Annotated in this window: 8 protein-coding genes; 2 read left to right on the forward strand and 6 right to left on the reverse strand. The window is 42.7% G+C overall.

The genetic code is table 11. The features are described from left to right. Window positions 1-5: 5 nt before the first annotated feature. Window positions 6-2,888 (reverse strand): S8 family peptidase, encoded by a 2,883-nt coding sequence (locus F551_RS0115105; RefSeq protein ID WP_081621199.1) that lies wholly within the window; start codon window positions 2,886-2,888, stop codon window positions 6-8. Between the two features lie 236 nt (window positions 2,889-3,124). Beyond that, window positions 3,125-4,513, reverse strand: a complete 1,389-nt coding sequence (locus tag F551_RS17340; protein WP_018998368.1) for a bifunctional diguanylate cyclase/phosphodiesterase — start codon at window positions 4,511-4,513, stop codon at window positions 3,125-3,127. A gap of 471 nt (window positions 4,514-4,984) precedes the next feature. Between F551_RS17340 and F551_RS0115115 the strand changes: the two genes are divergently transcribed. Both F551_RS0115115 and F551_RS0115120 read left to right on the forward strand, forming a co-directional pair. Next, on the forward strand, window positions 4,985-6,319 hold the full coding sequence (locus tag F551_RS0115115) for an MFS transporter (protein WP_018998369.1): 1,335 nt from the start codon (window positions 4,985-4,987) through the stop codon (window positions 6,317-6,319). A 26-nt stretch (window positions 6,320-6,345) separates the two neighbouring features. After that, on the forward strand, window positions 6,346-8,172 hold the full coding sequence (locus F551_RS0115120; RefSeq protein ID WP_018998370.1) for an arylsulfatase: 1,827 nt from the start codon (window positions 6,346-6,348) through the stop codon (window positions 8,170-8,172). A gap of 170 nt (window positions 8,173-8,342) precedes the next feature. Here F551_RS0115120 and F551_RS0115125 read toward each other — a convergent pair whose 3' ends face one another. The 4 genes from F551_RS0115125 to F551_RS0115140 all read right to left on the reverse strand — a co-directional run bounded on the left by F551_RS0115125 (window position 8,343) and on the right by F551_RS0115140 (window position 16,579). Beyond that, a complete protein-coding gene (locus F551_RS0115125; protein ID WP_018998371.1) occupies window positions 8,343-11,249 on the reverse strand; it encodes a TonB-dependent receptor in 2,907 nt (968 codons plus the stop codon). Window positions 11,250-11,669: 420 nt separating this feature from the next. Further along, window positions 11,670-12,710, reverse strand: coding sequence for a FecR family protein (locus tag F551_RS0115130; RefSeq protein ID WP_018998372.1), 1,041 nt, complete (start codon window positions 12,708-12,710; stop codon window positions 11,670-11,672). A 7-nt stretch (window positions 12,711-12,717) separates the two neighbouring features. Then, window positions 12,718-13,296, reverse strand: coding sequence for an RNA polymerase sigma factor (locus F551_RS0115135; protein ID WP_018998373.1), 579 nt, complete (start codon window positions 13,294-13,296; stop codon window positions 12,718-12,720). Window positions 13,297-13,432: 136 nt separating this feature from the next. Then, entirely contained in the window at window positions 13,433-16,579 is a 3,147-nt protein-coding gene (locus F551_RS0115140) for a TonB-dependent receptor (RefSeq protein ID WP_018998374.1), read from the reverse strand. Between the last annotated feature and the right edge of the window lie 155 nt (window positions 16,580-16,734).

The following is a 16,734-nucleotide window of genomic DNA, read 5'->3' on the forward strand; positions in this document are numbered from 1 at the left end:
TACTTCTAGTAATTAAATCTTGCGGCGATACCTGCCATTTGGTTGCCTTGTGACATGTCACCATGCGTATCCATTTCAAGGCGCACAAAACCCGACACTGCCATAGTGTCATTCTTGAACGGTGATCCCCATGACGCTTCAAGTGCCAATTTGCGATCTACACCCGCAACATCGAACTCACGCGTTACAAATCCAAGTTCACCTGAATTACGATCCAGAACTTCAGTTCCAGAAACTGCCAAATTTCCTTGCTCAACGTGCATTGGCTGAACCAGTGCTAGGCGAGTAAAGTCAGACTTAGCGAACAATCCATTCATTTCAAACGCAACTTCATAAGCTGTCGTTGCAATGCCTTCTTGTCCAACAGAAAGTAATTGATCTGTTTCTGATTGAGCGCGCGTTTGACCAAATGTTGCAGAACCATAAAGCTTTGCACGGTCATTCAATTGCCATTGCGCACCCAATGTGGCTGCATCAGTTTTGGCACCCGCGTTAAACGCGTTGTCCAAAGTTGATTGCATACCAAGCGCAGCATTGTTTTCCTGAAGGTATGTGTAGCTTGCAGACACAGACAAACGTTCTGACAAAGGTTGTGTCAGCGCAATGTTTGTCGCCATCGCTTCATAATCTTCGATAGCTTCGTTCACAAATCTCTGTTCACCAGAATATTGATCAGCATAAACATCTTCATAGTGACGGTGAGTTGTCCCAACTGACAGACGTGCGGATCCAAATGCAGGAACTTCCAACTTGGCAAATGCACCACCTGATGCCAATCCAAGCACTGGGTTAGCTCCACCGTTTTGTTGATCGAAGCGGTTATATGAAGCACTAGAAGCACCCGATAGAGACATCGCCCCCACACCATTCCCGAATGAGAAAGTTGTGTTGTCAGAACTCATAGAGAATTCTGAAGCAAATGGCAGGCGCTCATCACTTGCACGCTCAGAAATCGGCAAAGCAAAAGAACGCATAGACATTGTCATGCCAGCAAGCTCAACAAACTTCTTGTTGCCTTTGCCTTTGCCTTTGCCTTTGCCGTCAGTAGACGTACCATAATCTATCATAGACTCGGTCAAGTATGATTGCAGAGCCTCTTCTGAACCATCAGAAGTTAAACCCACGCCAGTAATCATTGAATCCAACGGCACGATGAAGTCTCGGAAAGTATCTCCGATATCTTCATAAACAGTCACATACCCTTCTTCTGTGTTTAAAAGAGTCTGCTCTTCTCCTGCATTCAGTGTTGAAAGATAATTTTTTTCTTCACGACCAGAATTTGGATCAACGCTCAATTGATAGACATTGTTCCAGTCAATTGGAGACTGTGAAGCCGTGATGTTAAGCGCACCATGCCCATAAACGGCATCCACACCTTCTTCACCCAGATCATCCGCCGTCGCAAATATAATCTCTTTTGTTTCAGCAGGATTGTCTTTCAACCAGCCCCAGCGATCGTGGAGTAGTGCAATCGCACCTGTCACAATTGGAGCGGCAAATGATGTACCCGACATGCGAGTAACGCCGCCCTCACCATCACTTACGAGGATCCATTCACCCGGAGCTACAATGAAGTGATTTTTCAGAGTATACTCTTCTCCATTACATCCACTGCCCCAATAAATAAAACAAGCTTCACCCGGAGTGTTCGAAAACTCAGAAATTTGACCAGATGGTCCGATTGATCCAACCAAAATGATGTGCGGAAGATCAACAAAATCAATACGCATGTCAGGGTTTGTGGTTTGAACCAAGCCATCATTACCAGCGGCTTGAACAAATATCACCTGATCACGAAGTGCTGTGATTGTCGGATCTGTGTAAACTTCAGCCCAATCATCGGCAAAAGTAGATCCAGGAACACCTAGAGACATGTTCACTACACTTGCACCTTGAGATACGACAGTGCGAACGCCTGTGCGTACATCTTCCCAACTAGCGGTGTGTGTCTCATCAAATGGGTTGTAAGCAGCAACAGTCGCGTTTGGTGCGATACCCATAATGCCTTGGCCATCATGATCAGCTACAAGCAAGCTAGCAACTGCTCCACCGTGACCACCTAGAGCGTTTTCGTACCCGCCCCAAGTCACAAGATTGTCTTGCAAGTCAGCATCAGGCGTCACTGTAAAGTCGATCAAACCGATGACTGTATCAGTTCCTGAACCAGCTATTTGCGTTATTGCTGGAGACCAGTTTGCTGTTTCCATCCAATGGTCAACATGATCCGCACCAGAGAAGGACATTAGGCCATCATACCAGTCAAACTGGAATTGAGCGCGGGTAACTTCGTCAAATCCATCAAGGCTAGATGGATCGTTAAGGTCGATACCATACTTAGCCAACAGATCAGCTACGAAGCCATCATAGAAAGACTCGCCAGTCTCTTCTGACACGCGTGGGCCCCAGAAAGATTCGGACTCAACGATAAGAGTGTTAAATTGTGCGATCAGCTCTTCGTGTGAAGCAGGATCTGAAGAATCAAACGGATTGATGCGACCCCAGTTTGCTTGAAGGTCACCCATGAATGGATTGATACGGCCCCAGAATGGGTTTATCCGGCCGTAGAAAGGGTTGATACGTCCATAGAACGGATTGATACGCCCCCAGAAACCTTCAACATCACCTTCAAATGGGTTTATGCGGCCCCAGAAAGGTGTCACTTCACCATCAAACGGATTGATGCGACCATAGAATGGGTCCACATCACCTTCAAACGGGTTGATGCGTCCATAGAATGGATTAATCCGTCCATAATATGGGCTGAGCGTTGTTTCAGCTTCAGATTCTGAGTTGTTGTTATCTTTAGGAGCAGCAAAAGCCGACTGGCTTACTACGCTTCCCATTAGTGCAGTCGCAAAGACTGTCGATAGTAATTTTGTACGCTTCATGGCCTTTATTAGTCCTTATTAGACTTTTATTATTTGGACCACACTAGCAAAAACGCATTTAAACTCCGTTCTGAAAAGCAACAAATTTTATATAAAAGTGAACAGACATAAATTAAGGTTAACAACGACTTAACTATAATAATCACCATTCTACCGTGCGTAAAAATGCAAAAACGGGCCATTTAAAGTTAATGGCCCGATCAGCTGGTAAATTTTACTAGAAAAAAATTTTACTTTTACGAGAAAAGTGCCAATGGAGACTGAGTAGACTTTAATCTTTCGGCCACAGTCTCATCTTGTAAAAACACGACCATATCATCAAACGGCATAGCTTTAGAAATGTGATAGCCCTGCACTATATCACAGCCCATCACCGCAAGCAGCGCCATCGTTTCAGCATCCTCAACACCCTCGGCCACCACTTCAAGTTCCAGTGCGTGCGCCAAATCAATGGTTGACCGCACTATCAATGGATTATGATGGCTGGTTGTCAGGTCTTTTACAAAACTCTTATCGATCTTTAATTCACTAACCGGAATCGAACGCATCTTTTCAAGTGAAGAATACCCCGTTCCATAGTCATCAAGCGAAAATTTAAAACCCGCCTCTGAAAGCATTTCAAGATTGCGCACAGCATCATGAGGAGATTCAATCAGCGCAGTCTCAGTCACCTCGAGGACTAATCGATCTTTGTACTTGCCAGCTTTTCGTAGAATATGGGTCGCGAATTCGGCTTCACTCAATACTACACCAGAAACATTGATGGAAATTGTAGGTTTAAACCCGAGGCTTTCCAATTTTTCTATATCTTGGATGATGCGTCTGAATGTCCAAACAGTGATTGAAATAATATCCCCTGTCTTTTCAGACAGTTCGATCATGTCTCCAATATTGGGTGCCCCTTCTGGAGGTGTATCCCACCTTATGAGAGCTTCAAATCCACTAATCTCACTACTTCGCGCATTAACTTGAGGCTGGTATTGCATAGAGAAGGCATCATTTTTCAATCCTTCTCTAACTTCTTTCATCCAAGACAATCGGTTCTTAGCAGATCCGTATTCTGCTTCGGAAAACTCCCATATCGCTTTGCCGTTTTCTCTCGCTTGATCTAGCGCGAGCTCGGCGTATCTAAGCGTTTTTTCAATTGGTTCTTGAGTATCTACGACTTGATACCCAATGCTTGTTTCGGCACTGATAACACCATCACCAACATCAACTTCCACTTCGAGCAATCTTTGCAAACGTTCAATTTGCTTGCGCATCGATGCCCCTGTTGGGCATTCAGACAGAAATACCAATGTATCTGGGCTTAAACGCCCTACACTAATAACATTGTCAGAATTTGCTGTTCGTCTTCCCAGCTCTGCTACACATCTTTCCATAGATAGATAGCCAACGGCTAAACGTACATTGTTGAAATTTTGAATACCTATAGTCGCGATATATCTTGAAAAACCTTTGTCAGTTTTACCAAACTTCATCAGTGCATGTGTAAAGATTTCACGTGATGCAAACCCTGTTTGATCACCATGAGAGCACGCGCAAGAATCCCGCCTGCCCCTAGCAAAAGGTGCACTAAAACGGCTCCAGACACCGTTTAAAAGATCACGCGTAGAATTCTTCATTCCTATGCAGATATCAGAAAACCTTTAGAGCCACGTTTGTTTCTGACCACGGATTTCATCTAGCTCATTAATATAAGATAAAGGCTTGCAGAATCCGCTGACTAGCAAAAGTACAGTTTGATACGCCCCCAAAATTACAGCTGAACCTCTGTTTCTTGAGAGGAAAAAATCACCATGCAAACAATAGAATATGGCCCGCATTGGCCCAAAGCATAAACTTTACATTTCAAAAAAATTCTACAACCAATCCAATCGGAATATGTCCACACTCAATTGCTATAGTGATGTCTCAAAGTGCTCTCAAAAATTTAGTTTGAGCTAAGGTCATAATTTCGAACGACTTTTTTCCTGCCATCCAGCCGCCTCTTGACTAAATATCCCTTAAAAATCTTAAAACCGTTATACTTGTTACGGATTTAAAGGTATGATGTATCTATATATAAGATATTAAAATTCGGGGAGTGAGGAAATATGTCAGATCAGGTTGAACCGGTTGCGTCAAATGACGCAGCCACAAAAAGAACTCGTGCAAGATTCGCCATTTTGGGCATGATATTTGTTACTGTTGTTGTGAACTATATGGATCGCACCAACATTGCGGTTGCGGCTCCGGCCATTAAGGAGGATTGGGGACTTTCAACAATTCAAATGGGGTACATTTTCTCTGCGTGGGGCATTGCTTATGCAGCTTGCCAAATTCCCGGAGGCATATTTGTAGATAGATTTGCTGCGAGAGTTTTTTACCCATTCCTGCTAATATCATGGTCTATCGCCACAGTAATTCACGCCTTTGTCGGTTCAGTAGCAGGGTTAGTCGGATGCAGAATAGCCGTAGGTGTTTTGGAAGCCCCATCCTACCCGACTAATAACAAAGTCGTTACGAGTTGGTTTCCTAAAGAAGAAAGAGCTTCCGCGATTGCATTATACACGTCTGGTCAGTTCGTTGGTTTAGCTTTTTTAATCCCAGTCCTAACACTCATTCAAAGCTATGTGGGCTGGGAAGGCCTGTTCATTGTCACTGGCTTAATTGGAATCGTATGGGGAATAGTTTGGTACCTATTCTACCGCGAACCAGAAGATCATTTCATGGTGAATGATGCTGAGTTAGAGCATATTCAAAAAGATCTAAACTCTTCACCAGCGACGACTGTGCATCCTGAAAAAGCAAAGTTTAACATCGCCGCTTTTTTCAAAACTCTTCTACCCGCAGTGTCTCACAAAGAATTATGGGGCATCTATATTGGGCAGTTTTGTCTTGGAAGCACATTCATTTTCTTTCTAACTTGGTTTCCAACTTACCTCGTCGAATATAGAGGGCTTGATTTCATCAAGTCAGGTTACATAGCGTCAATTCCATTTTTGGCAGGGTTTATTGGTATTCTGCTTTCGGGTTTTACGTCCGACTATCTCGTACGCAAAGGTGTCTCGGCAGAATGGGCACGAAAAAGCCCTGTGATATTGGGAATGCTTTTATCCACCAGTTTAATGGGAGCAGCTTATACCGACAATAACACGCTCATAGTTATCTTCCTTTCAATCGCATTTTTTGGAAATGGCTTAGCTTCAATCGCATGGGTATTTGTGTCGTTGTTAGCGCCCAAAAACATTCTTGGATTAGTAGGCGGTGTTTTTAATTTCTGCGGTGGTCTATCGGCAATCGTCATACCTATAGCGATAGGAATAATCGTCAAAGATGGAGGGTTCGAACCAGCCCTTATACTCATCGGTTCACTCGCACTGTTGGGGGCCATCAGCTACATTTTTCTCGTCGGAAAAGTCGAGACAATCCAAACTTCTAAAAATTGATAATTAAACCGGGAGGAGAAGTTGCAATGTCAAACAACGCTTTCAAATCGAAAACGGACAAAATACATAGGGCCGCATTCATTGGCTTGGCTGCAATATCGATGGTGGCTTGCCAAACCACACAAATTGCACTTGCAGAGAAACGCCCCAACATCGTTCTAATGATGACGGATGACCAAGGTTATGGGGACCTTGGCGCGCATGGCAGTCCCTACTTAAAGACACCCAATATAGAGCGCATTGGTGAAGAAGGCTTGGAAATGGACACCTTCGTCACTTATCCAAATTGTTCCGCTACCCGAGCTGGCCTTCTAACGGGACGCTACCCCTACCGGACCGGAGTAACGGCAGTAACACAGGTAGATCACTTCATGAACGCTTCTGAAGTGACGCTTGCAGAAGTCCTTCAAGAAGCCGGATATGACACAGCAATATTTGGTAAATGGCATATTGGCGACAACTATCCAATGAACCCAGGCAACCAAGGCTTTGAAGAAGCACTTGTGCATAAAGGAGGCGGAGTTGGTCAAGCAGCTGGTCCAGCCGGGAACACGTACTTCGACCCGATCCTAGAACATAATCATGTTTCAAAAAAATATGAAGGATATGTGGATGACGTGTTCACTGAAGCTGCACTCGATTACATAGAACAAAAGAAAGAAGATAAAGATCCGTTCTTTGTTTATCTTGCAACGAATCTCCCCCATTTTCCTCTCCAAGTTCCAGACCACCGCGCACAACGGTTTCGTGACATGGGCGTGCATGAAGACAATGCACTCACATTCGGCATGATCGAAAACATTGATTACAATGTTGGACGCGTACTCGATAAACTGAAAGAAACTGGACAGGAAGAAAACACCATAGTTATTTTCCTATCTGATAACGGACCACGTCACCGCCGAACAAAAAATGATCACTACCCCGGTCGGTGGGTCGCAAACATGCGTGGAACCAAAACAAGCGTATATGAAGCAGGTATCCGTGTTCCATTCTTTGTCAAATGGCCAGGAAAACTTCCAAAGGGCGCTAAAACAGACACAATGGGAACAATTATCGACCTGTTTCCCACCTTGCTAGAAGCAGCCCAAGCATCACCTCCTGAAGGTGTCGTAATTGATGGAAAATCACTAATCCCTGTGTGGACAGAAGGCGACGCCTCATCTCTGAACGGAAGAACATATTTCGCCCAAATGCATTACGGCCCAACACCTTTTAAATATATGCATTTCACCGCCAGACGACAGCAATACAAACTCGTTAGTTCACACGATTTTCCTCATGGCATTCTGTATCAACCAACGGATATCGAGCTGAAAAGAGTTCTAGAACAATTGGAGCTATATGATGTTGTTGCTGACCCAAGTGAACGTATTAACATTGCCTCAAAACATCCAAAAATCGTAGAAGAACTTTTGGAAGAGTATGAAGACTGGTTTGATAAAGTAAGCGAAGAAAGGGATGCCAAAGGGATACAGCGCATTTATCTCGGTACTGAAGCCGTCCCAGCAGTCAACTTATCAAGATTTGATTGGGGAGGCCCACGGGTTATATCCCACAACGCTTTTGGCCACTGGAAAGCTCACAACCAACTTGGTCATTGGCGCGTAAAAACCGAAAAAGGCAATTACACAATAAGCGCTGACCTTCCTGAAGTAGATAAGGATGGGGTTGTACACTTCAAATACAATGAAGTGCACCTGAAAAAGCCTATTACTAAAGGTCAAAAGAGAGCCGTTTTTGAAGCTGTAGATTTGCCAGCAAGCACAGGTAATTTACATTTGTATGTGAAACTGGACAAAGTCAGCTTAGCAACTGGAGCGCACTTTGTAGACGTCGTTCTAAACGATTAAGACCCGACCCTACAGGCGGCTAGAGTCTATTTGCTAATATAAAAAAAGGCAAGCAAACAATAACCCCTCACTCTCCAAAGAGTGAGGGGTTTTATTTTATCTACTTCAACATTGAAACGTAATCCTACCAAAGCAAACAATTTCTTTGGTAAGATAACTAAATTCAGATCTTAGAAGCTAGCGCGTGCTCCGATAGTATATCTTGCTCCAGAGTCTTCTAGACCCCCGAACCTGCTAGTGAAACGGCCCACCCGGCTTGAAACAGACTCGGTCAAATTAAGCCCTTCAAGAAAGAACTGAACGTTTTCACGGTAGTTCCATGCAATTCTTGCATCAACCTGGTCATATCTATTGGTGAATACCGGTTCAGCTCCCTGGGTAGACGAGAAGAAACGTTCTCTGTTGTTATAAGCAATCCGCGCTTCGATATTCGTGTCGTCGTAGAACAACACAAAGTTCTGCGAGTTTCCTAAACCTGGCAACGCAACCGCGTTGTCAATCAAGTCGTTCTCAACTTTGTCTCCCGAGTCAACAAACGTCGCATTGGCACCAACACCAACGTATTGAAGAACACCAGGCAGTTGATCAAACGTGTGCTGGAAGGACAACTCAACCCCATCCACTGTAGTCTCTTCCAAGTTACGCGGTCGTGTAATTTCAAAGAAAATACTATCGCCACTAATATTCGTCCGATCTTCTGTGATGAGGTTCAAGTCATTACCCGGTGGAAGTACGATCTCTTCTCTTTGAGCCCCGCGTGCAATAAATCCTGAAATTTCTTTCCTAAATATCCCCACTGTAAATGCAGAAGATTCTCCAAAATAGTACTCAGCAGAAAAGTCATAGTTGTCCGAAACAAATGGTAGCAATGCCGGGTTACCTGAAGTTGCCTCCAAAGCTGACAGACGGATCTCCGGAGCAGTGTTAATGCCTGGATTCAAGTCAGTCAGATTAGGACGTGTCAATGTTTGTGAGTAACCCGCTCTGAAGACAAAATTTTCCGTAGCGTTAAGTCGCGCTGTGATGGAAGGTAACAAATTGTCGTATTTCTCAGTTTGTGAGATGTTTTGAGCCGGCAATCGAGATGATTCCAGGACATCAGGTCGAGACAAGTCAGGACCAATGTTTGCAAACGGTTCAGAAAACGCCGTTGAAGTGGTTTCCGTCTCAGTATAACGCAGACCAGCATTAACCGTCAGGTCCATACTCCCAATTTGAGCTTCAAATTGAGCATTTGCATACAACGCGATGATTTCCTCTCCGATCGTAAATGAGTTGCGAGGAATGTCCAACGCATCAAAAAAGTCATCCCCAATACGTGCTGCAGTCGTTCCTGGAGCCAAACCATTTAACTCATCACGGAGCTGAAAAGCTTCCGGTGATTCAAGATACGCGATAACTTCTTCAGGGTCATATTGTAAGAAGTTGGAAGGAAAGTTTCCATCCACTTGGTTCAAGAAATTGGAGTTGTTTTCCAATGTAAACAGACTCGCTGGAAGAGGAATTTGAGCTTGCAAAAACGCGTTGCTCACACCGCCCCCACCGCCTCTTGTGCGCGCGTCACTTCTTGATTTTTCTTGGTCTCCATAATAACCGCCAAAACTAAGTTTTTGGAAAATCCCCATATCGGCGTTCCAAACGAAGTTAGCTTGTAATTCGGTTACCTCATCTGTGCTTCCTTGCCCCTCGCGTGTACCAAACCATGAAAAAGTATTATTAGGGTCTGGGGCAAGAATTTCATTACCAACAGTGCGATCAAAATTGTTTACAACACCATCGCCGTTCAAATCGACTGTGCTAGGCGTGAACTCGAAATTCTGGAAAGTTGGAGCATCTCCACCTTGTGTATAGTCAAACCGCTGCACAGCCTGTGGACCAGCAACGACGAAAAAGAAGTTGTTACCAGCATTATCATCTTCAGCCTCTGAGCGTGAAATATCAAACTCAGCTGAAAAATTATCAGTAATATCCCATTCCAGATTTGCTCCGATTTGGTAGGTCTCGGCGTCACGATTGGTTTCTACTGCAGCCTGAAATGGACGTCCAATTTGATCGTAGCGAACTAAGATATTGTTCTCATCCGTAATCGCATTGGTGAATGTTGCAGCCTCATTGAACTGGAAGTTAAAAATTGAGTCAGCTTCGACTTCTAACTTGCTGTAAAGTGCATCAACGCTAATTCGCGCATTCTCGGCCACCTCAAACTGAACAACAGCTGTTGCCCCTAGTCTGTCTCGGTCTTGATTCGCACGTGAAAAACGCGTTTGTTGTTGTCTACGGTAAACACCTGGGCCGTTACCCACCCCATCAGCGAATAGGGTAGTTGCTCTTTCTTCGGATATGTTTTGACCGATGAAATTACCGGCAGCAATCTGATCTTGTGCTGCTTTACGAGTCTGATAGGAAACCGACGCTAATACACCAATTCTGTCATCAGCAAATGTGTTACTTACAAGTCCAAACAATTGTGGCGCAAACTCTTCCGAGTTAGCCTCATAAACACCTCTTGCACTTGTTACTGCTCTAAACCCTTTTGTATCCAAAGGCTTGTGCAATTTTAGGTCAATTGTTGAACCAATACCACCGGCTTGAAGGTGGGGTGCAGATGTTTTGAAAATATCTGCTCCTCCCAATAAGTCCGCTCCAATAAGGTCAAATCGGAAATTCCGCCCAGCTGTGTCTGTTGCGATACGACGTCCGTCGACCAAAACAGTATTAAACCCTGGTCCAAATCCACGAACTGTAACCTGTGAACCTTCACCACCCGCACGATCGATAGAAACACCGGAAATACGCGCTAGAGATTCCGCTACGTTCGTGTCTGGGAACTTACCAATGTCCTCAGCTACAATACTATCGATGATGTCATCGCTATTTCTTTTGCGATCAACTGCCGCTGCAAGGCTTTGACGAATACCTGTTACAACAATGGTATCCAATTTACGTTGAGCATCATCCTCTACGGATACTACTGCATCTGTTTCACTAGAAACTTGTGCAAACGCGACTTGGCTGCTCAGCGCCAAGGCTGCAAAAGCCGCTCCTGCAAATAACGACGGTTTTATGTTCTTGGTCACTTTCGTTTCTCCCCGAATATGCGACTAGGGTTCCCTAATTTCGGAAACCTTTTCATTCGAGGCCAAAGTTTCGACACTCTTTATGAGCTGACTAAGTTTTCAAAACTCAGCTAGCTACTTTGCAAAAACCTTTAATTGAAAATTAGTGTTAAAAGCTTCGATCATTCCCAATAACACTACAAAGCCCCTCAAACTCGCAAGTTTGGAGAACTCAAAATTTTCAATAATTTTCACTCCCTAGTACTGTTTTATACAGTATCTCTGATTGTCGAGATTCTTTGACCTCAACTATTTAGACATTTGACAAAATATTATACGTCATTTTTTTATTATAATAATATTTCCATAAACATCATATATTTAAAATGAGCAAACGTTGTATTTGAAAACAAATTCTATATTTTAAAATAATTTATATATTTACAATGAGTTATAAAGGAAAACTTGTCCGTTTGGCATGCGCCGAGCTTTGATCCCAGCCATAACATTTAGAGCTTCAAATAATCGCTCTACATCTCCAATTTTATAATATGCAACTATTTTTTGCTGCCGAATTTCATCGTTTTCAAATTCAATTTCGACGTCAGTATAACGAGAGATAATCTCAACAACCTCTTCCAAACTTTCACCTTTGAAAGACAATTCTCCGTCCTGCCAATCGAGTGACTTTTCTATAGTATTCAATCTTACGTTTGAAACATGTTCTATCGCGTGACTTAACTTCGCTTCTTGTCCCGCCACGACTTCGCTAAAATACACCTTATCTGGAGACTCCATTGATATAGATGGCGTACTTTTAAGCTCTACTCTCCCCTCGGTTACGAGCAGATTTGTGGCATCATCTTCAATCATCACAGCAAAAGCTGTACCCAATGCTTTTACACTTCCATGCTGAGTGAATACAGAAAATGGCTTTTCAAGATCCTCAGCAACTTCGAACAGAGCCTCTCCTCGCACCAACTCCAAATGACGATTGGAGTCAGTATACCCAACTTTTAAAAGGCTATCTGTATTGAGTATAACCGTGGATCCATCAGGTAGTGAAATACGCTGTTGTTTCCCAATTTCTGTTCTATATTCAGCAGTATATTCGTATTTTTCAGTTGTTCGAAAATCTTGTGCTATGAAAATACATGCTGCAAAAATCGATGCGGCTACACTTCCCGATAAAATGAGTTTCAGAAAACCCATTCTAGTTGATCTTTCTACTTCTTCTTTTGATAATTGCGCTACATCACTATTGGCGTAGTCATTCAAGCCTTCCAATATATGAGTAGCGTCCCAAAACATTGAAAGTTCTTCAAATACTTCACGATGTATTGTGCTCTCATTCAACCATTTCGAAAAATTAGTTCGATCAGTATCCAGCCCAGAATCGCCAGAAAGGCGCATTATCCACTCGGCCGCTTCTGATTCAATTTTTTCTCTGGACGAGATACGTATGACGTTGTCATCAACCATAAAACTCTTACTGAACCTTATTTTCAGTCTTGGACGAATTATTCTCGTTGAGCTTGTGGGCATTGTACAAATCTTCTGCACTATATCCTTTGGCTCTCAAGTATTTATAGCATGCCAACATACCAGACGCAGCTCTTCTTTCAGCAGTTCGAACAGAGATGCCTAGACGCGTACATATCTGCTTGAACTTCAAACCTTCAACTCTTCTCATAACCAATACTCGCCTCTCTTTCTCCGGCAATGTAGCAACCGCTTCAGCGAACAATTTCAACTTAATTTTTGCTTCTAACTGCTCTTCAGCAGAGACATAGTCTGCATCTAAATAGACAGGTGAGTCTTCATTCTCCGGCAGAGGCGCCGAAGTTTTATTTATTTTTCTCATAGATTGATTGATCGCTAAGTTTTTAGCTACTTTATGAAGAAGGTGTTCAGGCTCCAATATGTCTTCTTTGACCTCTAAGGAAAAACACGTCAGAAAAACATCCTGCATCAAATCATCTATATCTTCCTTCATCGGACGATACTTTGAAATTACTCTCGCAATACTTGTTTGGTTTTCTAAAAAAGCTCTAAGAACGCGGGTCATTAATCATTCCAAACATTGAGCAGGTTGATCTGCACCAGATTTATTCAATCAAATCCGGAAATTCATCATACATATGATGTTACAAGTAAATTTGAATTCACTCAACAACCCATAGAGGTCCCGGGCTGCGACTTTTCTAAAACTTGTACCGCATTCCAACTAAAAAACGGGGGCCTGCTGCCTCAAATGAATTAAATGTACTCTCAAATCTACCTTGCTGTCGTGAATATTGATCCGTAATATTAATCCCCTCAACAAATAATTGTACATCTTCCTCGATGTTAATGCTTACGCGAGCATCAAGCTGATAATGAGCGTCAACAAAAAGCGGTTCTACACCCATAAGTCTAGTAAAATATCTATCCCTAGAGGTGTACGCTAAACGTGCATCAATCTTCCCATCATCGTAAAATAGAACGACATTTTTAGAATTGGATAGCCCAGGTAGAACTGGATTGTTTTCAGCATTTTGTGTATCAAATTCACGATTTGAATCCACGTAAGTCAAATTCACTCCAACGCCAAGGTTTCTTCCCAAACCAGGCAATGACTTGAATGAATGAAGAAATGAAAACTCAGCTCCATCTATTTGGATTTCACCAGCATTTATGGGGCGGGTGACATTTAAGAACACACCATCGTCAAGAATACTTCTTCGATCTTCAACGATCAACGCTAAGTTATTTGGCAGTGGTACATTGACTTTTTCTTGAACGATTTGACGTACAATAAAACCATCTAACTTCTTGCGAAAAAGCCCTACTGCGAGAGAAGTTCCGTTGTCTCCATAATACTCGAACGAAAGATCGATATTTTTTGATCGATATGGTTGCAAATTCGGATTGCCACCGGCACCTGTCAGATTCGACAACCTCAATTCTTGGGGAGTATTTCTCCCAGGATTCAAATCAGATAAATTGGGTCGGGATATGGTTTCTGACAATGCTGTCCTAAAGACAAAACCACTTCCATGCTGAACAGAAAAGTTCAATGAGGGCAAAAAGTCATCATATTCAGATACACTTTCTACCTGTTTAAACCCTGCAAGTTCAACTGATAAAACATCGTTTCTGGATGAACTTGGTTGAATATCAATATACTGCTGAACGTAACCAATAGAGCTCGTTTTCGTCTTTGAATATCTCGCACCTAAATCCAATTTTAGATCAAAAGAGTTGATCTCATGCTCCAAACTAGCAACACCAAAAGCGGAATAGACCTCCTCTTCAATTCGATATGATCGACTCAAATCCGACACTGCATCAAGCCGAGTTTCACCAAACGTGCCTGCTGATGTACCGGGCTGCAAATCATGCAATTCATCACGCAAGCTCAACGTTGTTTCTTGTTCTAGATAGGAAATGATGTCTTCTACATCGAAATCCAAAAAACCTATTGTGCTCGCATGTCCCAATTGAGAGGCGAACTGAAATCGTGAACTCACTTGGAGCAATTCTTCAGGTATGGGAACTGTTCCATCTAAATATAGTGAATTTGCCGGAAAAACGGAATGAGCGTTAAAATGATCCTTTTCTTGGCGGCTATGATGTAACCCAAACCTCAATTTTTTGAGTAGGTTATGATTTACATCCCAATCAAGGTCACCTTTGACTTCAAGAACTTTATCTCGATCTCCCTGCCCTTCACGTTGCGAAAACCAAGAACTCTGGTGGCGTACATCTGGAACAATAATTTGTTCGCCCAGCACATAATCAAACTCATTGTTGATACCATCCTGATCTATATCATGCCCAACATCTTCAAATTGAAAATTCGACACACTAGGAGCTAGATATCCACCCCGGTTTCTATAATGTTGAACTGCTATATCTGAGGCAATAACAACAAAATAATCTTTACCTGCATTGTTGTTTTGAGAAGAAGATTGAGACAAATCAAAACGAAAAGAGACGTCTTCATTTGCTTGCCACTCGAGTTTTCCTCCTATTTGATACACATCGGAGTCTCGATTTTGAGCTATAAAAGTTTGAAATGGCCTGCCAATTTGATCGAAGCTAACCAAAACATTATTTTCGTCCGCCACAACATTGTGAAACGTCATAACTTCATTAAACATCATATTGGAAACAGAACTTGCCTCTAACTTAAATTTAGCGAACACCCCATCAACAGTCAGTTCGAATTGATCATTTGGAACCCATTGAAAAACTGTTGTCACGCCAATACGGTCACGCTGTTGATTGGCTTGAATAAAATTGACCTGCTGAGGATGAAAATAACGATCTACTCCGTTATTACCGGCACCGTTTAGGAAAACTTCTTTCCTCTCCTCTTCCGACCAAACACTCGTCAGCAATGGACTACTGTGAATTTTATCGACCAGTGCCGCACGTGTCTGCATAGAAGCAGATAGAAGTATGCCTACTTTTTCATTTAGAAACGATTTTGAGTAATGCCCATACAGATCAGGAGTTATACGTCCCGATTGATTTTCGTACTGAATTTTGGAATTTATTATTGATAAGTCTTCATCCAAATCCAAAGGTTTCTGAATTTGCAAATCGATAGTTGCCCCAATACCGCCATCTTGTATTTGCGCTTGAGCCGCTTTTAATACATCTATTCCGCCCACTAATGGAGCGGGGATTAAATCGAAATTGAAACCTCGCCCTTCAGCATCAGAAGCCAACTTTCTACCGTTCAACAAAGTGTTGTTAAATTGCGGTCCAAATCCACGAACTGTAGCTGTTTGTCCTTCTCCTTCGACACGAGAAATCGTTACACCGGGCACTCTCTGTAAAGATTCAGCCAAATTGGAATCGGGGAACTTACCTTGTTCTTCTTGAACAATGTTATCAAGAATTACGTCACTGTCTCTTTTTCTTGCAAAAGAACTCTGAAGACTTTGACGAGTCCCACGCAAACGAACGACACTTAACCTTTTTGGCAAATCCTCTGACGTCGTTTCAACTATCATCTCGCTATCATTTGTTGTCAAAACTTGCTTGTTACGCAGCGGAGTAGATTCAGGCGCTTCAACATCAATGCTGTCAGGTTTCTGTCGAATTACGACAATGCCATGTTCTGTCAAATAGCTTTCTAAATGCGTCCCCTTTAACAACGCATCGAGCGCCTGCTCGATTGTATATCGACCATTTAGCGGGTTTAAATCTTCAAAATCGAGCAGTTCGAAAGGATAAACAATCTCGATATCGGCAGTCTGATGAAAAGCTTCTACAATATTTTCAAGCGTGCCATTTTGAATGTTGAAATTGTAGTAGTTTTCATCTTCTTCCGACCAAGCAACACTAGAAAAAGACATCCAAAGCAGCAAACAGCCGAATGCTTTTCGAAGAAATGGCTCCCTTGAAAAATTTGAAGACTGTCGCCTAAACATCATCCCTACTAAATAAAGTACAATTCCACTTAAGTTGCATCAATTGGTATACCATTTGTGCGCATTTGAAAAACTACTCT

The organism is Hirschia maritima DSM 19733, assembly GCF_000378345.1.
Lineage (GTDB): Bacteria > Pseudomonadota > Alphaproteobacteria > Caulobacterales > Hyphomonadaceae > Hirschia > Hirschia maritima.